We start from the raw sequence: 23,916 nt of genomic DNA on the forward strand, positions 1-23,916 counted from the left end.
CGACCGGGGGCGTCTGTCGTGTCAGGCGGCGGTTCGCGGTCCCGCGACCCGGGATTCATGGCCTCCGAGCCTCGGTAGTGGCGCCTCGCGCCGCCTGCGTCTGTGGGATTGTTCAGCCGACCTTGTGCAGCCAGACCACCGGGGCGTCGTCGCTCGCGTGCCGGAACGGCTCGAGCTCCTCGTCCCACGCGGCGCCCAGCGCGACGTCGAGCTCGCGCTGCAGCTCGAATGCGTCGCCACCGGCGATCTCCATCGCGTAGCGGATGCGGTCCTCGCCGATCACGACGTTGCCCGCAGTGTCGGTCTGGGCGTAATGGATGCCGAGTCCCGGCGTGTGCAGCCAACGACCGCCGTCGCTGCGCGGGGTGGGATCCTCGGTGACCTCGAAGCGCAGGTGCTCCCAGCCGCGGATCGCCGTCGCCAGCGCGGAGCCAGTCCCGGCGGCGCCCTCCCAGTAGAACTCGGAGCGCCGGCTGCCGGTGAGCACCGGCTGATCCGCCCAGTCGAAGCTGACGGCGCGGCCGAGGGCCCGCCCGACTGCCCACTCGAGGTGGGGGCACAACGCCCGTGGCGCGGAGTGAATGAAGATCACCCCACGCGCCTTTTGTGTCGCCATGATCTCTCCGTTCGTCAGGTGCGTCTTCCCCTACGACCTGTGACGGTGTCATGACGTGCTGTTCGGTTGTGCTGCCGCCATTATCGCCGAGAGGGCCCGAAAATCACAAGACTGTGATTCCCGGGCCCTCTCCGATCAGCTGGGCGGTGCTCAGGCCTCGCTCATGGCCTGGACCTCGGCCTTGCCCTTCGCGGCGTAGTACGCGGCGCGCGCGGCGTCGCGGCGGGCCTGCTCGGCCTGACCGGCGTCGAGCACCTCCTGCGCGACCTCGAACTGCGGCGCCGTCGGCACCGCGTTGTACTTCTCCATGTAGGCGTCGAGTTCGGGGCCGGACTCCCACGACGTGATGAGGCAGTACCGCGGCTCGGTGCCGTCGTGGTGCACGGCGTGCCACAGGCGCTGCGTGTCGACGATGAGCTGGGCACCGGCGGGAAGCGCGACGCGGTACTCGATGCTCGGGTCGGTGCGGTTCTCACGCAGCACGAAGTAGCTGGTCTTGTCGTCGGTGAGGTTGAAGAAGCCGCGCACGACCCACCCGGTGCCGTCGGGGTTGAGGCGGTTGTTGTCGTCCTGGTGGAGGTTGTACAGCGCGTCGGCGTACGTGTTCGGCTGCAGCTCGATGATGCGGCAGCGGCCGACGTTGGCACCCGGCTCCTGCGCGCGACGGGTCAGGGTCGGCGCCTTCTCGGTCTGCTCGGGGATCCAGACGCCGTCCTTGTCGGTGCGCGGGGGCGTGTGGTTCCAGAACCCGTTGCACTCGATCTCGCCCTTGGCGGACGCGAGCGGCGCGAAGCGGGTGTCGCCGGACGACTTCCAGTCGACGTACTCGATCGAGAGCCACTCCTGCGGGTCGACCTCCTCACCGTAGGAGTCGAGCACCACGAAGCCGGTCTCGTCGAGAGCGGCGGACTTGATGTAACCCATGACGAATCATGCCTTTCGGTCAGTGAGCCAGCACGTTTTAACAGGCTCAACTTAGGTAAGCCTACCTCGGGGGTCTGAGGGGCTCCGGAGACGGCGCCGTGAATAACCGGCGGCGTCGTGCGCCCGCTCCGCGGCGAGGCGCCCGGCCTAGACTGGACGGGCCATGGTCACTGCCACGAACGTCGATGCCACTGCTGTCAACACCATCGGCTGGCTCTCCGCCGCGGACTGGACGATCGTCGTCCCCGTGTATCAGCGGCAGTACCGGTGGGACATCGGCGGGTGCGAGCAGCTCCTCTCCGACATCCGCGCAGTCGCGGATCTTGACGATCACCGGATGCACTTCATCGGCTCCATCCTCTCCTCCGCGAGCGGCGAGGGCTCCGACGCCGAACTCGTGCTGATCGACGGCCAGCAGCGGACCACGACGCTCATGCTGCTCGTCGCGGCCCTGCACCACACCGTGCGCGAAGCGGATCCCGACCTCGCCGATCAGCTCCAGCGCGTGCTCGTGCACTCGCACGACGCCGCGCGCACGAAGCTGCGTCCGCACCGGGCGTGGGCGTCGGTGTTCGAACGCGTCGTGCTCGACCTCCCCCTCGCGCAGGGCGAGCACCGCGACTCGCGGTTCGACGACAACTACGCGTTCTTCCGCAGCCAGATCAGCCTCGACGAGGCGCCGCACATCTGGCGGGGGCTCCAGAAGCTCGAGCACGTCGCGATCACGCTCGGCACCGGCGCCAACGCGCAGCAGATCTTCGAGAGCCTGAACTCGACCGGCGAGCCGCTGCGCGACCACGAGCTCATCCACAACTACGTGCTGATGGGACTCAACCACTCCGAGCAGCTCGAGATCGAGGCCGAGTACTGGCAGGCGATCGAGCAGAACACCGGCGATTCGATCGCGGAGTTCTGGCGGCAGTATCTCGTCATGCGGACCGGGCGCGAGGTCACCGTCGTCGGCGGTCGCGGTGTGTACGACGCGTTCCGTCATGAGTTCCCGCGGCTCGACTTCGACGACCTGGTGCGTCACGCCGACGAGTGGCGCGAGCTCTCCCGCGTGTACCGCATCCTCCTCCGGCCGAGCGAGGCCCCGGATGCCGAGATCGCGCGTCACCTCGCCTACCTCGGCACGTTCGGCACCGGCATGTACCCGCTCGTGATGCGGGCGTACCGCGACTTCGAGCAGGGCTCGCTCGGCCGCGACGAGCTGATCGACACGCTCGAGATGGTGCAGTCGCTGCTCGTGCGGCGCGCCGTCGTCGGCACCGGCGTCGACCGTCTGGTCGCGCGGCTGTGCCGCGCGCGCGAAGAGGGAGCGGAAGCGCTCGTCACGGCGATCTCGCGCATCACGCCGTCCGACGAGCGCATCGCCGTGGCCCTCAAATACTCCGAGCTCCCGCACGCGGCCTATGTCCTCGGCCGCATCTCGGGGGTCGACGGCGTCGGCGGCCTCGACGTCGAGCACATCTTCCCGCTCGCCCCCGGCGACGGATGGTCGGGCGACGGCATCCGCGAGTGGGCGTCGTACAGCGACGATGAGCAGAACAGCCATCGTGCCCTCGCGAACACGATCGGAAACCTCACCGTCCTCGAAGAGGATCTCGCTCTCCGCGCCTTCGACCGGTCGTTCCCCGAGAAGCGGGCGCTCTATGCCCGCAGCGCCGTGGCGACCACGGCCGAGCTCGCGGACCTGCCCTCGTGGGGCACGGCGGCGATCGCCGAGCGATCGATGCGGCTCACCGATCGGTTCGTCCAGGTCTGGAAGCGTCCGGGTGGTCCCGCGATCGACGACGACGGCCTGACCCCGATCCTCGACGCCGTTCGGCGCCGCGGATGGCCGCCGGGCTGGCACCGGGAGTGGGCGTACGTCGAGTACTGCGGCGAGCACTGGGAGGTGCCCGACGTCAAGTACCTCTTCAATCGCATCTTCAAGCGGCTCTGGGCGGACTCCCGCGAGTCGGTCGTCGCATACAGCGCGCGCCGTGGCGGCCCGGTCTACACGGCGCAGTCTTGGAACGGCCAGTGGGACCGCCTCGACGACGAGCACTCGCTCTACATGGGCTGGGACTCCAGCTACATGCTGAGCGCCGTGCAGGGCGTCCTCGAAGAGGCGGGGCTCGCCCCCGAGGTCTTCGTCAAGTACTCGTACATCGGCAACGCGATGTGAGAGCGGGACGGATGCCTCGGCCCCGAGGCATCCGTCCCGTTCATCGTGGCCGGGAGGCGGGCGTCACTCGAAGGTGACGGTGGCGTTCTCGTTGTTGAGCACGATCACCGGGGTGATCGAGGGGTGGCCGGCGGCCCGGATCCTCGCGAGGTCGAAGCGCAGGAGCGGCGTGCCCGCCGTGACCTTCTGGCCCTTCTCGACGAGAGTGTCGAAGCCGTCGCCCTTCATGCCGACCGTGTCGATGCCGACATGGATGAGCAGCTCGGTGCCGTCGTCGAGGACGAGCGCTACCGCGTGGCTGCTGTCGAACGTGGCGCCGATCGTGCCGTCGGCCGGCGCGACGACCGTGTCGCCGGTCGGTTCGATCGCGATGCCCGGGCCCATGATCCCCTGCGCGAACGTGGGGTCCGGAACCTCCGACAGCGGCACCACCTTGCCCTCGAGCGGCTGGCGGAGCCGGACGGCCGTCGCCGGCGGGGTGTCGGTCAGGACCGCCGTGCCGGTCGCCGCCGGCGCGATGGCCGGCTCCGGTGCGGCGGGCGTCGGCGCCTCGGCCTGCCCCGACATGATCTGCTCCATCGCGTCCTTCACGAACTGCACGTTGGTGCCGTAGATCACCTGCACCGACTTGCCGCCCGGCTTCATCGTGCCGGCCGCACCGGCCCGCTTGAGCGCGGTCTCGTCGACCTTGCTCGGGTCGTCGATCTCCATGCGCAGCCGCGTGGCGCAATTCTCCAGTTCGAGGATGTTGGATTTGCCTCCGAGCGCCTCGATGAAGCGGCCGCCGGTCACGAGGTACTTGTCGTCGGCAGCGTGGGTGTCGTACTCGGTGCCTTCGCCGAGGATGTCGTCGTCCTCGCGCCCCGGCGTCTTCAGGTTGAACCGCTTGATGAAGAAGTAGAACACCGCGAAGTAGATGAAGAACCAGAAGACGCCCATGACGGGGATCAGCCACGGGTTCTGCGCCATCGGGTTCATCCAGCCGAGGACCAGGTCGACGAAGCCACCGGAGAAGCCGAAGCCCATGCGCACCGGCAGGATCTGGCTGATCGCCATCGAGATGCCCGTGAAGACCGCGTGGACCAGGTACAGCACCGGCGCCAGGAACATGAACGCGAACTCGAGCGGTTCGGTGACTCCGACGAAGAACGACGAGATCGCACCACCGAGCAGGATGCCGTATGCGAGCTTCTTGCGCGTCGTCTTGGCCGTCAGGTACATCGCGAGGGCCGCGCCCGGCAGGCCGAACATCATGATCGGGAAGAACCCGGTCATGTACTGACCCGTGACACCGTACGTGCCGGTGCCGTCCAGGAAGTTGTTCAGGTCGTTGATGCCGGCGACGTCGAACCAGAACACCGAGTTCAGGGCGTGGTGCAGGCCCACCGGGATCAGGAGGCGGTTGAGGAAGCCGTAGATGCCGGTGCCGAACGCGCCGAGCGTCACGATCCACTCGCCGAACCCGACGAGCCCGGTGTACACGAACGGCCACACGAAGAACAGGATGATCGCGAGCACCAGCGAGATGCCGGCCGTCACGATCGCGACCGACCGCTTGCCCGAGAAGAAGGACAGCGCGTCAGGGAGCTTCGTGTCCTTGAACCGGTTGTAGCAGAACGCTCCGATCAGGCCGCAGACGATGCCGACGAAGACGTTCTGGACGCGCAGGAAGGCGGGGTCCACCTCGTTGACGTTGTCGACGCCGGTGAACAGCAGCACGGTCTCGGGCTTGAGCAGCGTCGTGACGACGAGCCACGAGACGAGACCCGCGAGCGCGGAGGTGCCGTCCGGCTTGTTCGCCATTCCGATCGAGACGCCGACCGCGAACAGCAGGGCGATGTTGCCGAGGAGCGAGCCGCCCGCCGCGTCGAGGAAGATCGATACGAGGTTGGGGCTCTTTCCGCCGTTGCTGATCCAGAAACCGATGCCGGACAGGATCGCAGCCACCGGCAGCACAGCCACCGGGAGCATGATCGACCTGCCGAGCCTCTGCAGGAACTTCATTGTTCGCCTCCATCAGGAGCCAGGGGACAGTTGATGTGGCTGACGCTACAGCCAAATCGAGTCGCGCGTCACGGGGTCCCCCTCCGAAAGTTAGGGGTATGAACGAATTTCTCATCCGTCCGTGATCAAAGGCCGGGACGAGGAGAGGTCCGTCGCAACCGCGGGGTTGCGACGGACCTCGATCCGTAGGGCGGGTGGGACTTGAACCCACGATCGTCGGGTTATGAGCCCGCTGCCTTGACCAGCTTGGCCACCGCCCCCTGCGCGTGGCGCGCGCTGACGAGCCTACCTGCCCGTCCTGCCTTCGGACCCGTCGGCGGGGTCCTTCACTGGCGGCTCGGGCCACACCTTGGCGACGGCCTCGGTCACCTTGATGGACGCGGTGTGCGGGTGCGCGGCATCCGGCTCCCGTCCGCTGCTGCCCCGCTGGATCGGGAGCTCCTGGCTCTCGCTGAGCACCTGGGGATGGTGCCTGGCGAGCTGGAACACGCCCCACACCGCGACGGCGCCGACCACCGCGAAGGTGATGTAGACCCAGAGCGGCGCGCCGGCGGCCTCTTGCAGCACCGTCAGGCCGATGAAGATGGCGACGATGGGGTCGATGACGGTGAGGCCCGCGACGACGAGGTCGGGCGGCCCGGAGGCGTACGCGTTCTGCACGAAGTACGCGCCGACGATGGCTCCCGCGATGAGAGCGGCGAGGCACGTGAAGGTGAGCCAGTTGAAGTCGCTCGCCTGGATGCGAACGATCACCACCTTGGCGAGGGTCGCGACGAAGCCGTAGATGACTCCCGCGGCGATGATGTAGAACAGCGCCCCCATGCGCGAGCGCAACCAGATCCACAGACCCGCGAAGACGACGGTGACGACACCGAGCAGCACCAGGATCGTGATGAGCTGTCCGTTCGACACCGGCTTCTCTGTCGCGAAGAGCGCCGCGATCGTGACGAAGACGAAGATACCGCCCACGCACGCCGCGATCGCGATGAGGGAGCGCTTCGTCGGCTTGTGCCCGCTGATCTGGGCGTTCAGCAGCGTCGTGATCACGAGGGCGATCGCTCCGAGGGGCTGAACCACGATGAGCGGGGCGAAGGCGAGTGCCCACAGCTGGCACACGATGGCGAGCCCCAGCATGACGGTGCCGATCACCCACGACGGTCGTGCGAGGAGCTTCAGCAGGTGGTTCGCGCCCAGCCCGCCGTTGGTCTGGGAGCCGTAGAGACGCTCGACCTTCGTCACGCCGCGGTGCTGGTACTGTGCGCCGAACGACATGAACACGGCGCCGAGGAGTGCCAGGGGAATGCCGATGAGGATGTTCGGGTTCTGGAACACGCCGACCAGCTGATCGCCGATGTCCTCGAGTTCCACCGCAGTCCACACCACGTATCGACACTAGCCGCAGGTGCCTGTCGATAGGCTCAAGGGCGTGGCTGTTCTCCCGATTCGCATCATGGGCGATCCCGTCCTGCACTCCCCCGCGTCCGTCGTTGAAGAGATCACCGACGAGATCCGCACGCTGGTCGCCGACATGTTCGAGACGATGGATGCCGCGCCCGGCGTGGGTCTCGCGGCCCCGCAGGTGGGTGTGCCGCTGCGCATCTACACGTACACCTACGCCGACGACGACGGCGAGCCCTGGCGCGGCGTCATCATCAACCCCGTGCTGTGGATGAAGCCCCTCGAGCCCGGTGCACCCGACCCCGACGAGGAGTCGGAGGGCTGCCTGTCGTTCCCCGGCGAGCGCTTCGCGCTGCGTCGATCCGACGAGGTGCTGGTGACCGGCACGGACCTCGCGGGCGAGCCCGTCCGCATCCAGGTCGACGGCTGGCGCGCGCGCATCATGCAGCACGAGTTCGACCACCTCGACGGCATCCTCTACGTCGACCGCCTGGACGACGGTGACTGGAAGACCGTGCAGAAGATCGCGCGCAAGCGCGGCTGGGGCCGGCCGGGCAGCTCCTGGACCCCGGGCGTCGACGACCTCGACGCCTGAGCGGGCGCTGATTACCGCTATACCCTCGGGGGGTATCGCGGTAGACTCGTCGAGACGCTGACAGGCGTCCCGACGTCGAGGAGGTGCACGGATGCCGCCGCTGCAGCGCGAACCCCGCTCGACGCGCGTCGGGCTCGGTGTGCACGCTGTCATGATCGCGGTGATCGTACTGGGGCTTCTCGGCATGCACGTGCTCGTTTCGCCGGGATCGCATGCCGCGCACGGATCGTCGATGACCGTGGCGTCGGTCGAGTCCGGCACGGCGCAGCATCACGAGCACCAGGGCTCGATGACCGAGAGCGCCATCACGCCGGCGGAGCCTTCCCATCCCAGCGTCTGGACGGTGGTCTGCGTCCTCGCGCTCCTCCTCGCTGCACTGTTCGTCGCACCGTCCGGCTCGTCGTGGTTGCTCGGGCGGCGCGAGCTGTTCTGGAGCGCCGCCACCGTCGGCGTGCCCGTCGACGGTGCGCCGCAGCATCCACCCTCTCTCACTGTTCTCTCCGTCAGCCGGACGTGAGCGGTCCAGCGCCCGCCTGGTCGGGCGCTTCACCGCCACCCCAACGACAGAGAGAAGAAGAAATGAACCACCACCGCACGCGCGCACTCGTCGCCCTCCTCCCCCTCGCCGTCGCCCTCGGGCTGGCCGGGTGTGCGAACGGGGCCGCCGGGCCGGGTTCGATGCCCGGGATGGACCACGGGTCGCAGAGGCCCTCGAGCTCGGCGTCATCCGTCGTCATGGCTGACCAGATGTTCGTCGTCATGATGATCCCCCACCATGAGCAGGCGATCGAGATGTCCGACGCGGTCCTCGCGAAGGAAGGGGTGGATCCCCGCGTCGTCGAGCTGGCGGAGCGGATCAAGGCCGCCCAGGGGCCGGAGATCGAGCTCATGGAAGGCTGGCTCGACGACTGGGGTGTCCCTCACGACCCCGACGCCTCGAGAGGCATGGACCACGGCGACGGGATGATGTCGGAGGCCGACATGACTGCGCTGCGCGAAGCCGACGGGTCCGAGGCGAGCCGCCTCTTCCTCGAGCAGATGATCGTGCACCACGAGGGTGCCGTCGAGATGACGCAGGCGGCCCTCGCCAACGGGCAGGACGCGGACGTGCTCGCTCTCGCCCAGCGCGTGATCGACGACCAGACGGCCGAGATCGCCGAGATGCAGCAGCTGCTGACGACGCTCTGAACTCGCGTCGCCCGAGCCGCGGGCCGGGTCGTCCATACGATCCGGCCCACGGCTACGGCCGTGGTCAAGCCGGGGTCGGAGCGCTCCGGCGGTTCTGGCGTTCGACCCAGCGGCGGAGCTCCGCGTCGGCTCCGGGCGGTGCCTGTGCGATGACGTTCATCCCCTGGCGCACAAAGGTGGTCCCCGTGCTCATCGGGCCCCAGACCCGGGCCGTCGAGAGCTCGCCGGTGTCGATGTCGCGCACCTGCACCTGCGTCGTGTCGGTGGTCTTGCGCGCCCGCGCCTTGCCCGCCACGTTCTGCACGACCAGAACGGGAAGCCCGTGCGCTGCAGCCGTGGCGATCACGGAGTCGAGATCGTGGGCCGCCCACTGACTGCGGATGCCGCGCACGGTCCACAGCGCGACGAGCACGACCGCGATCGTCGCGATGCCTGTCGGAACGAGCCATACGCTCACCAGGGAGAAGGCGAGCGACCACAGCGCAATGCCGCGGACGGCGAGCAGGATCGCGACGACGGACGGGACGAGCGCGAGGAAGAGCCACGGCGCCGGCGCGGAGATCGGGAACATCCACGGTTCGCCGCCGACGAGGACGACGAGCCCGACCCACAGAACGGTGACGCCGAACACTCCCAGCGTGAGCAGGAGCGCCACGGAACGGTAGATGGGCGCCGGGGCGGGGACGCCGCCCGCGACGGCGAGACGCGGCGAAGGCTTCGCTCGAGCCGCCATGTGCACTCCTCGATGTGGTCCCCGGAGACGAAGAAAGCCTCGGGGGTGGAGCCCCGAGGCTTTCGCTCCCCCACTTGGACTCGAACCAAGAACCTATCGGTTAACAGCCGATTGCTCTGCCAATTGAGCTATGGAGGAATGTTCCGCACTCTCGTGCGGGCAACCAGACCATACTAGCAAAGCTCAACCCGTGCTCATGACCACGGAGGCTCCTCAGGAGTTGACGACGCGTCGATCAGCCTGGCCATCCGGCGTCCACAGCAGATCCTGCGTGCCGTGTCCGAAGGCGACGGCGTGGCCTGCCCGCAGGACGAGGACGTCCGCGTCGAGCTCGCGCACGACCTCCGGCTCGTTGGTCACGACGAGGGCGGCCATGTCGAGCTCGTGCCGCCGGCGGAGCACCGCCTCACGTGCCGCCTTGCGCACCTCGACGTCCATGTTGGCGAAGGGCTCGTCTGCGATCAGCACGCGGGGCTGGAGCACCAGCGCCCTGGCCAGCGCCACGCGCTGGCGCATGCCGGCGCTGAGCTCGTACGGGTATTTCGCCGCGGCGCCGAGGGGCAGCATCAACTCGTCGAGGAGCGATGCCACGCGCACCGCGAGTGCGCGCGGACTGACGCGACGGTCGCGACTTGTGATCGGCTCTCCGATCACCTCGGCGACGGTGAGGCGCGCCGGCAGGTGCGCGCCGGCGGACTGCGGGACATAGCCGGCGTAGTACGTGAGGTAGCGATGGGCGCGACCGGGACGTCGCACCGGGACGCCTTCGACGAGACCGCGGCCCCCCACGACGGCGAGGCCAGGTTCGTCCGCGCCCGCCAACACCGCCGCGAGCGAGGACTTGCCGGAGCCGGTCGGCCCCATCACCGCGAGGATGCCGCCGTGCGGCAGCCGGAACGACACGCCGTCGACCACACGCTGGGCGGGGCCCCCGCGGCCGGATCGGGCGATCGACAGATCGGAGCAGTCGATCGCGACATCCGCATCTCGTCGGCGAGCCATGTCCTCATCCTGCCTGCTGACCGGCGCCGACGCCAGCCGACGGGACCCGATCAGGATCCCTCGTCGGCCAGCGCCTGCCGCTGGGCATCGAGCTCGCGCAGGCGCAGCCGGATCGTCCGGCCCTCTTCCGAGTCCGCGGGCACCCGCTGGATCGCGCCGAGCAGCTCCGCCTTCTCACGGTCGAATCCGCGCATCACCAGGCGGCGGGCGAGGTCGCTCGCCGAAGAGACCGCCTCGTCGTCGCTCAGAGCGGGGAAGTCGGCGGCGAGCAGCTCGGCCGCGAGCGACCGGTAGGGCTCGCGGACGGTGGCGACGGCATCAACCGCCCACCCCGGACGCTGCATGCCCGGAGCGTCGCGCACGGCGACGCGCACGGCGTCGAGAGCCGGATGCCGGAAGGGCAGGTCGAGCGCGCGCGCGACGAGCGACGGGTCCATGCGGTGCCCGAACTGCAGCACGCCCATCAACGCGCCGCGCTCGATCCCGACGTCGGGCGTGCGCGGTAGGGTCGCGAGCGTGACGCGCAGGGCACCGTCGTCGAGGGGCGGCTCCGCCGGCTCGGCGGTGCTGGGCGCGGTGTCGCGCCGCCCGCCCCCGTTGCTCCGGCCCGCGCGCTCGACCTCACGGCGGACATCCTCGGTGTCCATGCCGAGTCGCCGAGCGAGCACGCGGACATACTCCGGCTGCAGGAGCGGGTCGCGAAGCTCCGCGACGACCGGGGCCGCCGTCCGAAGCGCGCCGACGCGCCCTTCGACGCTGCGCAGGTCGTAGCCCGAGATGCGCTGGTCGAGCACGAACTCGACCATGGGCACCTTCGTCTCGAGGAGCGCCCGGACGGCGCCGTCGCCGCGGGCGAGGCGCAGGTCGCACGGATCGAGGCCCTCGGGGCCGGTGGCGACGTACGTCTGCGCGTTGAATCGCTTGGCATCGGCGAAGGCGCGCAGCGCCGCCTTCTGCCCCGCGGCATCCGGGTCGAAGGTGAAGACGACCTCGCCGGCGGTCGAGTCGTCGCCCATCACACGCCGGAGCACCGTGATGTGGTCGGAGCCGAACGCCGTGCCGCACGTCGCGATCGCGGTCGTGATCCCTGCGAGGTGGCACGCCATGACGTCGGTGTAGCCCTCGACCACGACGACCTGGTGCTGCCGGGAGACCTCGCGCTTGGCGAGGTCGAGCCCGTAGAGCACCTGCGCCTTCTTGTAGATCGTCGTCTCGGGCGTGTTCAGGTACTTGGGACCGTTGTCGTCGTCGAAGAGCTTCCGCGCCCCGAAGCCGATCACCTGCCCTGTCACATCGCGGATCGGCCAGACCACGCGTCCGCGGAAGCGGTCGTAGACCCCGCGCTGCCCCTGCGACACGAGTCCGGCGGACGACAGCTCCTCGTCGGTGAAACCCTTGGCGCGGAGCGCATGGGTCATGCCCTCCCAGCCCTTCGGGGCGAATCCGACGCCGAAATGGGCAGCGGCGCCGGCGTCGAAGCCACGCTGGCCGAGGAAGCGCCGCGCGATGTCGGCCTCGGGCGTCATGAGCTGCGCGCGGAAGAACTCCGCGGCCGCCGCGTTCGCGGCGTACAGGCGGGCACGGCCGGTGTGCTCCGGAGCGGCGCCGCCGTCCTCGTAGTGCAGCGCGTAGCCGATGCGGCCGGCGAGCCGCTCGACGGCCTCCGTGAAGGTCACGTGGTCCATCGCGCGCAGGAACGAGTAGACATCGCCGGACTCGCCGCAGCCGAAGCAGTGGTAGAAGCCGGCCTGCGGGCGCACGTTGAAGCTCGGGCTGCGCTCGTCGTGGAACGGGCACAGGCCCTTCATCGAGCCCACGCCCGCGGACTTGAGGGCGACCCGCTCCCCGATGATGTCGGCGATGTTCGTGCGCGCCTTGACCTCGTCCACGTCCGCCTGGCGGATGCGCCCCGCCATCAGCGCGCCTCGGAGGCGCGGAAGGCGCGGGAGGCCGTGTCCATGGGGCGCCCGCCCGGTGCCCACACGCCGACGGATGCGGCATCCACCGGCCCGACGAGCGAGGTGTGCCACGCGATCGCCAGCTGGTCGGTGAGGCTGGCGACCTGGTCGACGACGACACGGCGGCGCGCGGCATCCGTCTGGGCGCCGGCGAAGTCCTCTGCGTGGAGCGGATCGAGCGACTCGGGGTGCTCCCACAGGGCCGTGGCGAGGCGCTTGAGGACGCGACGCTGTTCCTTGTAGAGGTCCTTGCGTCCTTCGATCGAGACGACCGCAGCGCCGATGATGCCCTTGAGCACCGCCATCTCTGCCTCGACGATGCGGGGCACCACGAGGTGCCCGCGATAGCGCGTCAGCACGGAGGTCGGATACGCCTCGCGTGTCGCGGTGGTGGCGGCCCTGGCGAAGCGGCCGATGAGGTCGGAGGTGAGGTTCTTGAGCCGTGCCAGCGCCGCTCGCGTGCCGTCGAAGGAATCGATCCACTCGGGCATGCGGGTGAGCCGGAACAGCGCGTCTTCGAGCTCGTCGCGGGCGAAGTCGAACCCGACCCAGGACTGGATCGCGGTGAGGAGCCATTCGTGCTCTCGCGGGTCGACCAGGCGGGCCGGGTCCAGGTAGCCGTTGACGATCGCGTCCTCGAAGTCGTGGACCGAGTAGGCGATGTCGTCGGAGAGGTCCATGACCTCGGCCTCGATGCAGCGCAGCCGCCCGGGCGCACCGGCGCGGACCCAGCGGAACACGTCTTCGTCCTCGGGGTAGACGCCGAACTTGAGCCGGCCGCCGGGGTCGGGCAATGGGTGGTCGGCCGTCCAGGGGTACTTGCAGGCGGCGTCGAGGCTCGCCCGGGTGAGATTCAGCCCGAAGCTGTGCCCGTCGGCGTCGATGACCTTGGGCTCGAGCCGCGTGAGGATGCGCAGGGTCTGCGCGTTGCCCTCGAACCCGCCGAAGTCCTCGGCCCATTCGTTGAGCGCCCGTTCGCCGTTGTGGCCGAACGGCGGGTGCCCGAGGTCATGGCTGAGGCAGGCGGTATCGACGACGTCGGCAGCGAGGTCGAGTGCGGTCGCCAGCTCGCGGCCGACCTGGGCGACCTCGAGGGAGTGGGTCAGGCGGTTCCGAGCGAAGTCCGCGGGGCTTGCGGGGCTCAGCACCTGGGTCTTGGCGGCCAGGCGGCGCAGGGCGGCCGAGTGCAGCACGCGGGCGCGGTCGCGCGCGAAGTCGTCGCGCTGCGATCGGTGGCGTTCGGCGTGGAAGCGGGCGGCGTCGGCATCGTCGTACCCCACCGGGCGCTCCGATGCGCCGGCCAGGTCACCCGCCACTGTGGTCGAGTTCCGCTTCGGCGATGGCGGTGGATGCCTCGGCACTGAGCTCGCGGGATTCCAGCCAGCGGTCGGGCAATGCGGGGCGCTTCGGGGTGCCGGCACGACCGCGCTGGCCTTCGGCCGCCGCGCCCGGATAGGGGGCGTCGGCGTCGAGGGTGGCGAGGAGATCGTCGATCTCGGCGAGGCTCGATGCGGTGGCAAGGCTCGCGCGGAGCTCACCGCCCACCGGGTAGCCCTTGAAGTACCAGGCGACGTGCTTGCGGATGTCGCGGCAGCCGCGGTCCTCGTCCTCGAAGAACTCCACGAGCAGCTCCGCATGACGGCGGAACGCGCGGGAGACGAAGCCGAGGGTCGCGTCGACGGGCTCGGCCGGTGCGGCACCGGGCCCGCCGAGCGCGCGGGCGAGGTCGCCGAACAGCCACGGGCGCCCGAGGCATCCGCGTCCGACGACGACGCCGTCGCAGCCGGTCTCGGCCATCATGCGCACGGCGTCGTCGGCCGACCAGATGTCGCCGTTGCCGAGCACCGGAACGCTGGTGACGGCCTCTTTGAGCGCGGCGATCGCCGACCAGTCCGCCTCGCCCGAGTAGAACTCGGAGGCGGTGCGCGCGTGCAGCGCGACCGCGGCGACGCCGGCATCCTCGGCGATACGGCCCGCATCGAGGAAGGTGAGATGGTCGGCATCGATGCCCTTGCGCATCTTGACGGTGAGCGGGATGTCGCCGGCAGCGCGGGCCGCGCGCGTCACGATGTCGCGGAACAGACCGAGCTTCCACGGGAGTGCCGCTCCGCCGCCCTTGCGGGTGACCTTGGGGACGGGGCATCCGAAATTCAGATCGATGTGATCGGCGCGATCCTCCTCGACGAGGAGGCGTACGGCCGCCTCGGTCGTCGCCGGGTCGACGCCGTACAGCTGGATCGAGCGCGGCGTCTCGGATTCGTGGTGCGTGATCAGGCGCATCGTCGTGGCGTTGCGCTCCACGAGAGCGCGCGTCGTGATCATCTCGCTGACGTAGAGACCCGCTCCGTATTCGCGGCAGAGGCGTCGGAAAGCCGTGTTGGTGATGCCCGCCATCGGCGCGAGCACCACGGGGGCGTCGAGTTCGATGGGCCCGATGCGCAGCGTCGGCGCGGGGGCGAGGGCAGTCGTCACGCCTTCCATTCTCTTACAGGAATCCGTTCCTTGGCTGAACGGCCGCTCCCCTGTGCAGAGGGCTTAGCCTGGGACGATGACCGAGGCCACGCTCACCGACCTGCGCGAGATCCCCTTCGACACCGCCGACGGCGGCACCGCCACCCTCTCTGATTACGGTGACCAGGTTGTCCTCGTGGTCAATGTCGCCTCGAAGTGCGGCCTGACCCCGCAGTACGAGCAGCTCGAGCAGCTGCAGCGTGCCTACGCCGACCGTGGCTTCACGGTCCTGGGCTTCCCGTGCAATCAGTTCATGGGCCAGGAGCCGGGGTCGATGGACGAGATCCTCGAGTACTGCTCCGTCACGTGGGGGGTGACGTTCCCGGTCTTCGACAAGGTCAAGGTGAACGGCCCGGGCGCCGCCCCGGTGTACAAGGCACTGAAGAAGTCGCGCGATGCCGAGGGCAAGAAGGGCCCGATCGTCTGGAACTTCGAGAAGTTCGTGCTGACGCCGGGAGGCGACATCCATCGCTTCCGTCCGAACGTCAAGCCCGACGACCCGGCGATCGTCGAGGTCATCGAGGCGAACCTGCCCCGCTGATCCCACAGACACCTGGGCCCGCCGCGATTCCTCGCGACGGGCCTGTTCTCGTTCAGGTCTCAGGCGTCGACGTCGGCGGGTTCGCGGTGCTCGGACCACACCTGCCGCACGATCTGCGCGAAGGCCTCGGCGGGCTGCGCCCCCGATACGCCGTACTTGCCGTCGATCACGAAGAAGGGCACCCCGTTGATGCCGTAGGCCGCGGCCTGCGCCTGGTCGGCGCGCACCGCGTCGAGGTAGCGGCCGCTCTGCAGGGCCTCGCGCGCGGCGTCGGCGTCGAGTCCGGCGTCCGTCGCCAGGTCGACGAGCTCGTCCTCGCGACCGAGGTGGCGCCCCTCGCTGAAGTACGCGGACATCAGGCGCTCCGCGAGCTCGAGCTGTCGCCCCTGCTCCTTCGCGAAGTGCAGGAGCTCGTGAGCCTTCACGGTGTTGGTGTGCTTGAGGAGGTCGAAGCGGTACTCGAGGCCCGCGTCGGCGGCGACACCGGTCACGCGCTCGAGCATCTGCTGCACCTGGGCGCGCGGCATGCCCTTGTGCTTCGCGAGGAAGTCGAGCTCATCGCCTTCGAAGTCGACGGGCGTATCGGGCGACAGCTCGAAGGAGTGGTACGTCACCTCCACGGCGGGGGCGTCGTCGTCCGCGGATGCCGCGGCCAGCCCGTTCTCGAGATTCCGCTTGCCGATGTAGCACCAGGGGCAGGCGATGTCGCTCCACACGTCGATCTTGATGGCGTCCGTCATGCTCAGGACAACCGCGCGTGTCCGCGCATCTATTCCGTCGAATGCGTCGGCGCGGTGCGGATCCTCAGGGAGTCGGCGGGTCGGCGTCGGGCACGAAGCGGAACCGCACCCGGACGTCGTCGTACGGCACGACCAGGGTCGAGGCATCCGGCGACCACGAATCGGGCACGAGGTACAGGCGTCCGCCGCCCTGTGCGAGCAGTCGAAGGCCGAAGTAGCGGTACCCGAACGTCTGCGGCGCGGCGGCAGGATCTTCGACGGATGCCTCGTCCCCGAGTTGCTGGAACGTGATGTCGTCGTTGCCCGGGTAGAGCCGCTCGCGCGTGTCGAGCACGACGGCGGGAAGCGTCGTCAGGTCGGCGGCGAGGGAGCGCGCTTGCCCGAGCCCCCACCACTGCGCGATGGTCGCGGTCGACCAGAACGTGCCGGCGATCATCACGAGCACGAGCAGGACGACGACGCCGCGCCCGCCGCTCGAGGGGTCGAGCGCGCGCACCGTGGCGGAGGCGTAGGCGGCGAGCCCGGCGCCGATCGCGAGGAACAGCGGGGTGAGGAGCTGCCCGTACGTCCAGCCCGGGAGGAACGGCACGAGGAAGGCCAGGACGAGGCCGGCGAGGATGAAGCCGATCCCCGTCCACGCGAGGATGCCGATCACCCGGCGCTGCGCCGGGCGCTGCTGCGCGAGCAGCCACTTGCGGAGGGCGCGATGACCGAGGATGGCAGCGGCCGCGAGCAGGGTGAGCACCATGACCGGGATGAAGAGCGCGCCGGGACTGCGCATCACGAACTCCTGCGAGCTCAGGCCGATGATGTCGACGTCGACCCCGAAGTACCGGAAGAACTCTCGGGTCGAGACGTAGCCGAAGTAGAAGAGCAGGGCGGTGACCAGCGTGAGCGGAGCCACGAACGAGGAGAGGAAGCCCATCCACTTCTCGAAGCCCAGGCCGGGCTCGATCGGGCGCGGCTCGACGCGCGGCGGCGTCTCATGCTCGGGCGCCGACGGCTCGGAAGGCGTGATCGCCGGGCGATCGGTCATCCGCTCTCCTCCCCTGGCGGCGGCGACTGTCCTGTATCGGGCGACTCGGTCGGCTGCTCCTCGTCCGGTTGCTCCTCTTCCTGCTGCTGCGGCTGCTCCTGTTCGGCGGACGGCTCCGGGTCGTTGACGATGATCGGCGGGCCCGGTGCGACCTCGCGCGCCGCGACCTGGTCGCAGATCTCGGCGGTCGGGCACTCGAGCGTGCCGCGGAACGTGATCGCGGTGCCGTCCTGGAACTCGCTGCCGGGGCGCAGGAGGAGACTGCAGAAGATGCCGGACTCGTTCGCCCGGACCAGCATGCCGAGGCACGAGCGATCCGCACCGCGGGTGCCGCAGACGCCGCCATCCACCTGGAGGCCGGGCCGATCGGGCACGGCGTTCTCGAACGTGAAGCCGACCCCCTCGGGTATGGGCTCGGTGCCGCCCCAGAACACTGCGATCGTCTTGCACCAGAGCCCGGCCTCCAGGACTTCGGCCGTGCCCTGATCGCCGTAGGCGGGACCCCCGTACTGGGCGACGGGGCCCGTGCGGACGCGGTCCTGGGCGGGATCCTCGCCGCCGTCGGAGTCGATCTGCCGCGGGTCGTCGGCGTCGCGGTCGGTCTCGCCGTCGGGGGCGCCCTCGTTCGTCTCCTCCGCGGGCGGTGACGGGCTCGCCGTCGTGGTGCGTCCCGCCTCCTCCGCGGTCACGGTCGTCCCGCATCCCGCGAGGGCGAGGACGACGACAAGGCTCAGGATCGCGGTGAGGCCCACCCGGGGCCCTGACAGCGCCATGATGCGCCTCCTGACCGGCCGCATGCGCGGCTCACGTCAATGATGAGGGCGCGAACGCTCGCTGGATACCCCGCCGGCCGCGGGTGCGGTTCAGGACGTCGAGGCGTCGGGGGCGTCCACGGCGCCGCCGAACCGGCGATCACGACCGAGGTACGTGTCGATGCCGTGCCACAGGTCTTCGCGCGTGAAGTCGGGCCACAGCGTGTCGAGGAACACGAACTCCGCATACGCGGACTCCCACAGCAGGAAGTTCGACGTGCGCTGCTCGCCGCTCGACCGGAGGAACAGATCGACATCCGGCATGTCGGGCCGGTACAGCCGGCGCTGGATGAGCTTCTCCGACACGGCCGACGGCTTGAGCCGCCCCGCGGCGACGTCGTCGGCGATCGAGCGCATCGCGTCGACGAGTTCGATGCGGCCGCCGTAGTTCACGCACATCGTCAGCGTCAGCACGTCGTTGCCGGTGGTGAGCTGCTCGGCGAACTGGAGCTCCTTGATGACGCTCCCCCACAGCCGCGGCTTGCGGCCGGCCCACTGGATGCGCACGCCCCACTCGTTGAGCTGGTCGCGGCGCCGGTGCAGCACATCGCGGTTGTAGCCCATGAGGAAGCGGACCTCGTCGGGTGAGCGCGACCAGTTCTCGGTCGAGAAGGCATAGACGGAGAGGTGCTTCACACCGGCCTGGATCGCGCCGGCGACGACATCGAGCAGCGCCGCCTCCCCCGCCTTGTGCCCCTCGATGCGGGTGAGACCCCGGCGGTTCGCCCAGCGGCCGTTGCCGTCCATGACGATCGCGACGTGGTTCGGCACGGCGCCGCGGGGGTACTCCGGGGGGTAGACCCCGGTCCAGTCGAGCGGGCGGTACGGCACCGCGTCGCGGTGCGTGTAGGGCTTCGGAGTCACCTGGGGCCTTCCTGCGGGGCTGCCGAGACGTGGGAGAGCGAACGGATGCCGCGCTCGAGGTGCCACTGCGCGTAGGCGGCGATGAGACCCGACGCGGCTGCCGTAGACCCCGGGGACGCAGCATCCACCACGTCCCATTCCCCCGCCATCAGCGACTGCAGGAGCGACACGGTGGCGGCGTCGACGCGGGCGGCGCCGGTCGGAGCGCAGTCACGGCAGACGATGCCGCCCTGCTGGGCGACGAAGGCGTCGTGGGGGCCGCGGCGCCCGCACAGCGCGCACTCGCCGAGACCGGGCGCCCAGCCCGACAGCGCCATCGCACGGAGCAGGTAGGAATCCAGCACGCTGCGCGCGGCATGCTCGCCGCGCGACAGGGCACGCAGCCCTCCGACGAGGAGCAGGTACTGCTGGGGAGTCGCCTCGGCCTCGTTGAGCCGGTCGGCCGCCTCGACCATCGCATGCGCGGAGGTGTACCGGTCGTAGTGGGCCACGATCTCGGCGCCGTACGAGCCGAGGGATTCGGCCTGTTGCACGATGTCGAGCGATCGGCCCTGGTACAACTGCACGTCCGCGACCATGAACGGCTCGAGGCGGGCGCCGAAGCGCGACGACGTGCGACGCACGCCCTTGGCGACGGCGCGCAGCTTGCCGTGGCGGCGGCTGAGCATCGTGACGATCCTGTCGGCCTCCCCCAGCTTGTGGGTGCGCAGGACCACGACTTCATCGCGGTAGGTGGGCACGCGTCAATTATCCCTGTGCTCCCGTGCGATCGGGCGGCGCGGCGCCGCGGGTGACGCCGCGCCGGCCGGTGGCACTCCTGCATCACTGCCGGCAGGGTGACGGTGTCGTGTAGTATATTCACTATGTCCGGTACTCAGATTCTCGACACGCTGCTCGCGCTGTCCGGCGTGCTGGGGGCCGATCAGGAGCGCGAGCTCGACCGCCGGGGCCTCACCCCCGCCCGCACCCACGTGCTGTGGCTCGTCTTCCACGAGGGCCCGCGCACCCAGGCCGAGCTTGCGGCCGCGCTCGGGGTCACGCCGCGCAACGTCACCACCCTCGTCGACGGGCTCGAGGCCACCGGCTTCGCGCGCCGCGCGCCGCACCCGCATGATCGCCGGGCGGTGCTCGTCACCCTGACGCCACGCGGTGAGGAGGCCATGCACGTCATGGACGCCGAGCACACCGAACTCGGCGCGCAGCTCATCGACGGCCTCGACGAGGCCACGGCGCAGGCGACTCTGCGGGGACTGACGCACGTCCTCGACCGCCTGAACCGGCTCATCGCCGAGCACGAGGCGCGCACGCACGAGGGCGACCCGTCGTGAGCGCCGTCGACACGCCACGCGGACGTCAGCCCCGACCGGAACCCACGCCCGACGTACCCGCACCGCCCGCGTGGCGGGCGAAGCTGGTCACGTTCGCCCGGCGCGCGTGGATCATGGAGCTCGGCGTCTACCAGAGCATCTACCGCTTCGTCTTCCGCCGCCCGCGGGTCCCCGCGGGTGCCAGTGCGTTCCGCTACCACTCCCCCGTGCTGACCCTGCTGGTGATCTTCATCGTGCTGTCGGCGATCGAGATCCCCATCGTGGATCTCATCGTCCACCGCTGGGTCTGGGTGCGCATCCCGCTCCTCCTCCTCGGCATCTGGGGCGTGACGTGGATGCTCGGCCTCCTGTTCGGCTACCTCACCCGACCCCACGCGGTCGGGCCGGCCGGCATCCGCGTGCGACAGGGCGCAGAGCTCGATCTCGATCTGCCGTGGGACGTCGTGGAATCCGTCGAGCGCTCCCCCCACCGGGTCGAGAAGGCGCCCGCCGTCGTGGACGAACCGGGGGGCCGCACGTTCGCCGCGCGCATCGCCGGCGAGACGAACGTGCTCATCCGCCTCGAGCACCCGCTCGACGTGAGACTTCCGCAGGGTCGCGACCGCATCGAAGCGGTGCGGCTGTGGACCGACGACCTCGACGGATTCCTGACGGCGGTGCGCGCCCACATCCCCTGATCCCCCGTCGACAATGGAGGGGTGAACGCGTCGGTCTTCGTGATCCCCCTGTGGGCGGATCTCATCGCCGTGGGTCTGGGCGGCATCCAAGGCGCCCTGTTCGCCTCCGGCTTCCGCGGCGAACGCCGGCTCGACCTGCTCGGAGTCGCGATCATCGGCATCGTCATGGGCATGGGCGGCGGTCTCATCCGCGACCTGCTTCTCAACGTCGCGCCGACCACCCTGCAGAGCAACTGGTACCTGCTCACCGCTGCCGGCGCTGCCCTGTTCGGGATGCTGCTGGCCGGCCTCTTCCAGCGACTCAACGCCGTCATCGTCGGCTTGGACGCCCTCGTCATCGGCCTGTTCGGCGCGTTCGGCACGAGCAAGGCGCTCGTGCTCGGTCTTCCGCTCGTGCCCGCCGTGTTCGTCGGTGTCTGCGCGGCCGTCGGCGGCGGCATCCTCCGCGACGTGATCATGGGGCTGCCGGTGGCGATCCTGCACGTCAGCTCGCTGTACGCGGCAGCGGCGGGCATCGGATGCCTCGTCCTCGCGATCTTCGAGCAGCTCGGCGCGAGCGTGGTCGTGGCGGCGGTGATCGGCGTCGGTGTGACGACGGTGATCCGCCTGCTCGCGGTCATCTTCGACATCTCACTGCCGGAGCAGCGCGCGCTCTACCGGCGCAAGGTCGCCGTGGAGACGTCGACGATCCCGATCGTCAAGCCCTGAGGCGTTCCGTTTCGACTCGCGGAGACCCGCACTGAGCGAGCGCCAGCGAGCCGAAGTGTCGCTCAACGACCGGCGGCGGTGAACACCGACGGGTGCGCGCGGGATCAGCCGCGCACACCCGTCGACGGTTCGCGTTCAGACGCCCGCGAGGGCTCCGGAGCGCTGCCGCGTGCGGATGGCGCGGTTGACGCCCGACACGATCGCTTTGAGCGATGCGGTCGAGATGTCCGAGTCGATGCCGACACCCCAGAGGCGCTCGCCATCGACCTGGAGTTCGATGTAGGCGGCCGCCTGCGCGTCGCCGCCTGCGCTCAGGGCGTGCTCGACGTAGTCGTAGAGCGTCACGTCGAATCCCTGTGCGCGGATGATCTCGAGGAATGCGGCCACCGGGCCGTTGCCGCGACCGGATGCCTCGAAGCGGTCGTCGCCGTCGCGCAGGGTGATGTCGAGCGCGACGTCGCCCGACAGGTCGCTGCGGGTGCTGGTGGCCAGCAGTTCGAAGCGACCCCACCGCTCGTCGGCGACCTCAGACGGCAGGTACTCGTCGGTGAAGATCTTCCAGATCTGGTCGCTCGTCACCTCGCCGCCCTCGGCGTCGGTCTTTGCCTGCACGACGCCCGAGAAGTCGATCTGCAGCTTGCGCGGCAGATCCAGCGAGTGGTCGGTCTTCAGCAGGTACGCGACACCGCCCTTGCCCGACTGCGAGTTGACGCGGATGACCGCCTCGTACGAGCGACCCAGGTCCTTCGGGTCGATGGGCAGGTACGGCACGGCCCAGTCGATCTCGTCGACCGTGACGCCGTCGGCTGCGGCGCGGGCCTCCATCGCCTCGAAGCCCTTCTTGATGGCGTCCTGATGCGAGCCGCTGAATGCGGTGAACACCAGGTCGCCCGCCCACGGGCTGCGCTCGTGCACCGGCAGCTGGTTGCAGTACTCGACCGTGCGCTTGACCTGGTCGATGTCGCTGAAGTCGATCTGCGGGTCGATGCCCTGCGTGAAGAGGTTGATCCCCAGGGCCACCAGGTCGACGTTGCCCGTCCGCTCGCCGTTGCCGAACAGGCAGCCCTCGATGCGGTCGGCACCGGCCATGTAGCCGAGCTCGGCCGCGGCGATCGCCGTGCCGCGGTCGTTGTGGGGGTGCAGCGAGAGGATGACGTTCTCGCGGTGGGCCAGGCGACGGCTCATCCACTCGATGGAGTCGGCGTACACGTTCGGCGTCGCCATCTCGACAGTGGCGGGCAGGTTGATGATGACCTTGCGCTCGGGGGTCGGCTCGAAGATCTCGATGACCTGGTTGCACACGTTCAGCGCGAACTCGAGCTCGGTGCCGGTGTAGCTCTCGGGCGAATACTCGTAGAAGACCTTGGTCTCGGGGATGCGCTTCTCGAACTCGCGGCACAGGCGCGCGCCCTCGAGGGCGATGTCGATGATGCCCTGCTCGTCGGTGCGGAAGACCACCTCGCGCTGCAACGTGCTCGTCGAGTTGTACAGGTGCACGATCGCCTGCTTCGCGCCCGCGATCGACTCGTAGGTGCGCTCGATGAGGTGCTCACGGGCCTGCGTCAGCACCTGGATCGTGACGTCGTCCGGGATGAGGTCCTCTTCGATCAGCTGACGCACGAAGTCGAAGTCGGTCTGGCTCGCCGAGGGGAAGCCGACTTCGATCTCCTTGTAGCCCATCTTCACGAGCAGGTCGAACATGATGCGCTTGCGCTCGGGGCTCATCGGGTCGATGAGCGCCTGATTGCCGTCGCGCAGGTCGACGGCGCACCAGCGAGGGGCGGTCGTGATGCGCTGGTCGGGCCAGGTGCGGTCGGGCAGATGCACGGTGATCTGCTCGTGGAACGGCCGATACTTGTGGGTCGGCATGCCCGAGGGCTTCTGGGTGTTCTCCATGATGTCGTCGCTTCTCTCGTGTGGTCCGAGCCTCAGCCCGATCGGGGCGGCTCAGTGCCTGATGATGCGGGCCAACACAAAGCTCCGCGACGAGGAAGGCCCTAGAACGAGGTCTCGTCGCGGCGGCTAAGAAGGAGAAGCCCGCCGAAGCGCATGTCATCAGGCTACACCCCGTTTCGGGCGGAGAGCGCACAGATGACGAACGGATGCTGCGG

Annotated in this window: 23 protein-coding genes and 2 tRNA genes; 8 read left to right on the top strand and 17 right to left on the bottom strand. The window is 69.5% G+C overall.

What is annotated here, in order from left to right:
* Nucleotides 1-112: 112 nt before the first annotated feature.
* Both ACEYYH_RS10755 and ACEYYH_RS10760 read right to left on the bottom strand, forming a co-directional pair.
* Entirely contained in the window at nt 113-616 is a 504-nt protein-coding gene (locus ACEYYH_RS10755) for a DUF3145 domain-containing protein (protein WP_116193332.1), read from the bottom strand.
* Nucleotides 617-766: 150 nt separating this feature from the next.
* Complete coding sequence (locus ACEYYH_RS10760) at nt 767-1,540, bottom strand: hypothetical protein (protein WP_374978151.1); 774 nt, start codon at nt 1,538-1,540, stop codon at nt 767-769.
* A 163-nt stretch (nt 1,541-1,703) separates the two neighbouring features.
* On the opposite strand from ACEYYH_RS10760, the gene ACEYYH_RS10765 reads away from it, so the two are divergent.
* Nucleotides 1,704-3,710 (top strand): DUF262 domain-containing protein, encoded by a 2,007-nt coding sequence (locus tag ACEYYH_RS10765; protein ID WP_374974425.1) that lies wholly within the window; start codon nt 1,704-1,706, stop codon nt 3,708-3,710.
* Nucleotides 3,711-3,773: 63 nt separating this feature from the next.
* Here the strand turns inward: ACEYYH_RS10765 and nagE are convergent, their stop codons facing one another.
* The 3 genes from nagE to ACEYYH_RS10780 form a co-directional block, all read right to left on the bottom strand.
* Nucleotides 3,774-5,714, bottom strand: a complete 1,941-nt coding sequence (gene nagE / locus ACEYYH_RS10770) for an N-acetylglucosamine-specific PTS transporter subunit IIBC (protein ID WP_374974426.1) — start codon at nt 5,712-5,714, stop codon at nt 3,774-3,776.
* Between the two features lie 186 nt (nt 5,715-5,900).
* A tRNA-Ile gene (locus ACEYYH_RS10775) sits at nt 5,901-5,974 on the bottom strand.
* Nucleotides 5,975-5,999: 25 nt separating this feature from the next.
* Complete coding sequence (locus tag ACEYYH_RS10780; protein ID WP_374974427.1) at nt 6,000-7,097, bottom strand: DMT family transporter; 1,098 nt, start codon at nt 7,095-7,097, stop codon at nt 6,000-6,002.
* Nucleotides 7,098-7,140: 43 nt separating this feature from the next.
* On the opposite strand from ACEYYH_RS10780, the gene def reads away from it, so the two are divergent.
* The 3 genes from def to ACEYYH_RS10795 all read left to right on the top strand — a co-directional run bounded on the left by def (nt 7,141) and on the right by ACEYYH_RS10795 (nt 8,895).
* The gene (gene def, locus ACEYYH_RS10785) at nt 7,141-7,707 is read left to right on the top strand and encodes a peptide deformylase (protein WP_374974428.1); all 567 of its coding nucleotides are present in this window, start codon (nt 7,141-7,143) and stop codon (nt 7,705-7,707) included.
* 91 nt (nt 7,708-7,798) lie between these two features.
* On the top strand, nt 7,799-8,224 hold the full coding sequence (locus ACEYYH_RS10790; RefSeq protein ID WP_374974429.1) for a DUF6153 family protein: 426 nt from the start codon (nt 7,799-7,801) through the stop codon (nt 8,222-8,224).
* 62 nt (nt 8,225-8,286) lie between these two features.
* Nucleotides 8,287-8,895, top strand: a complete 609-nt coding sequence (locus tag ACEYYH_RS10795) for a DUF305 domain-containing protein (protein ID WP_374974430.1) — start codon at nt 8,287-8,289, stop codon at nt 8,893-8,895.
* A 64-nt stretch (nt 8,896-8,959) separates the two neighbouring features.
* Here the strand turns inward: ACEYYH_RS10795 and ACEYYH_RS10800 are convergent, their stop codons facing one another.
* The 6 genes from ACEYYH_RS10800 to dusB form a co-directional block, all read right to left on the bottom strand.
* Nucleotides 8,960-9,628: a hypothetical protein gene (locus tag ACEYYH_RS10800; protein WP_374974431.1), complete on the bottom strand. Its 669-nt coding sequence runs from the start codon at nt 9,626-9,628 to the stop codon at nt 8,960-8,962.
* 65 nt (nt 9,629-9,693) lie between these two features.
* Nucleotides 9,694-9,766: transfer RNA gene (locus ACEYYH_RS10805), tRNA-Asn, on the bottom strand.
* Between the two features lie 75 nt (nt 9,767-9,841).
* Nucleotides 9,842-10,630: an ATP-binding cassette domain-containing protein gene (locus ACEYYH_RS10810; RefSeq protein WP_374974432.1), complete on the bottom strand. Its 789-nt coding sequence runs from the start codon at nt 10,628-10,630 to the stop codon at nt 9,842-9,844.
* Nucleotides 10,631-10,680: 50 nt separating this feature from the next.
* The gene (gene dnaG, locus ACEYYH_RS10815) at nt 10,681-12,546 is read right to left on the bottom strand and encodes a DNA primase (protein ID WP_374974433.1); all 1,866 of its coding nucleotides are present in this window, start codon (nt 12,544-12,546) and stop codon (nt 10,681-10,683) included.
* Nucleotides 12,546-13,904 (bottom strand): deoxyguanosinetriphosphate triphosphohydrolase, encoded by a 1,359-nt coding sequence (locus ACEYYH_RS10820; protein WP_374974434.1) that lies wholly within the window; start codon nt 13,902-13,904, stop codon nt 12,546-12,548. Before ACEYYH_RS10820 ends, dnaG begins: the two co-directional genes overlap by 1 nt.
* A complete protein-coding gene (gene dusB / locus ACEYYH_RS10825; protein ID WP_374974435.1) occupies nt 13,894-15,069 on the bottom strand; it encodes a tRNA dihydrouridine synthase DusB in 1,176 nt (391 codons plus the stop codon). Before dusB ends, ACEYYH_RS10820 begins: the two co-directional genes overlap by 11 nt.
* A 67-nt stretch (nt 15,070-15,136) precedes the next feature.
* Here dusB and ACEYYH_RS10830 point away from each other — a divergent pair, with 67 nt between their 5' ends.
* Nucleotides 15,137-15,640, top strand: a complete 504-nt coding sequence (locus ACEYYH_RS10830; RefSeq protein WP_374974436.1) for a glutathione peroxidase — start codon at nt 15,137-15,139, stop codon at nt 15,638-15,640.
* Nucleotides 15,641-15,699: 59 nt separating this feature from the next.
* Here ACEYYH_RS10830 and ACEYYH_RS10835 read toward each other — a convergent pair whose 3' ends face one another.
* The 5 genes from ACEYYH_RS10835 to recO form a co-directional block, all read right to left on the bottom strand.
* Nucleotides 15,700-16,380 (bottom strand): DsbA family protein, encoded by a 681-nt coding sequence (locus ACEYYH_RS10835; protein ID WP_374974437.1) that lies wholly within the window; start codon nt 16,378-16,380, stop codon nt 15,700-15,702.
* 64 nt (nt 16,381-16,444) lie between these two features.
* Nucleotides 16,445-17,416, bottom strand: coding sequence for a hypothetical protein (locus ACEYYH_RS10840; RefSeq protein WP_374974438.1), 972 nt, complete (start codon nt 17,414-17,416; stop codon nt 16,445-16,447).
* Nucleotides 17,413-18,189, bottom strand: a complete 777-nt coding sequence (locus ACEYYH_RS10845; protein ID WP_374974439.1) for a hypothetical protein — start codon at nt 18,187-18,189, stop codon at nt 17,413-17,415. The genes ACEYYH_RS10840 and ACEYYH_RS10845 overlap by 4 nt, the downstream gene beginning before the upstream one ends.
* 90 nt (nt 18,190-18,279) lie before the next feature.
* Nucleotides 18,280-19,092 (bottom strand): isoprenyl transferase, encoded by an 813-nt coding sequence (locus tag ACEYYH_RS10850; RefSeq protein WP_374974440.1) that lies wholly within the window; start codon nt 19,090-19,092, stop codon nt 18,280-18,282.
* Nucleotides 19,089-19,832: a DNA repair protein RecO gene (recO, locus tag ACEYYH_RS10855; RefSeq protein WP_374974441.1), complete on the bottom strand. Its 744-nt coding sequence runs from the start codon at nt 19,830-19,832 to the stop codon at nt 19,089-19,091. The genes ACEYYH_RS10850 and recO overlap by 4 nt, the downstream gene beginning before the upstream one ends.
* 123 nt (nt 19,833-19,955) lie before the next feature.
* Here recO and ACEYYH_RS10860 point away from each other — a divergent pair, with 123 nt between their 5' ends.
* From ACEYYH_RS10860 to ACEYYH_RS10870, 3 genes are read left to right on the top strand one after another with little or no spacing between them, the layout of a single operon-like run.
* The gene (locus ACEYYH_RS10860) at nt 19,956-20,420 is read left to right on the top strand and encodes a MarR family winged helix-turn-helix transcriptional regulator (RefSeq protein WP_374974442.1); all 465 of its coding nucleotides are present in this window, start codon (nt 19,956-19,958) and stop codon (nt 20,418-20,420) included.
* Nucleotides 20,417-21,097 (top strand): hypothetical protein, encoded by a 681-nt coding sequence (locus ACEYYH_RS10865; protein ID WP_374974443.1) that lies wholly within the window; start codon nt 20,417-20,419, stop codon nt 21,095-21,097. Before ACEYYH_RS10860 ends, ACEYYH_RS10865 begins: the two co-directional genes overlap by 4 nt.
* A 21-nt stretch (nt 21,098-21,118) precedes the next feature.
* The gene (locus ACEYYH_RS10870; protein ID WP_374974444.1) at nt 21,119-21,805 is read left to right on the top strand and encodes a trimeric intracellular cation channel family protein; all 687 of its coding nucleotides are present in this window, start codon (nt 21,119-21,121) and stop codon (nt 21,803-21,805) included.
* Nucleotides 21,806-21,940: 135 nt separating this feature from the next.
* Here ACEYYH_RS10870 and leuA read toward each other — a convergent pair whose 3' ends face one another.
* Entirely contained in the window at nt 21,941-23,701 is a 1,761-nt protein-coding gene (gene leuA, locus ACEYYH_RS10875) for a 2-isopropylmalate synthase (RefSeq protein ID WP_374974445.1), read from the bottom strand.
* Nucleotides 23,702-23,916 lie beyond the last annotated feature (215 nt).

The sequence above is a fragment of the Microbacterium trichothecenolyticum genome (assembly GCF_041938625.1).
Taxonomy (GTDB): domain Bacteria; phylum Actinomycetota; class Actinomycetes; order Actinomycetales; family Microbacteriaceae; genus Microbacterium; species Microbacterium trichothecenolyticum_D.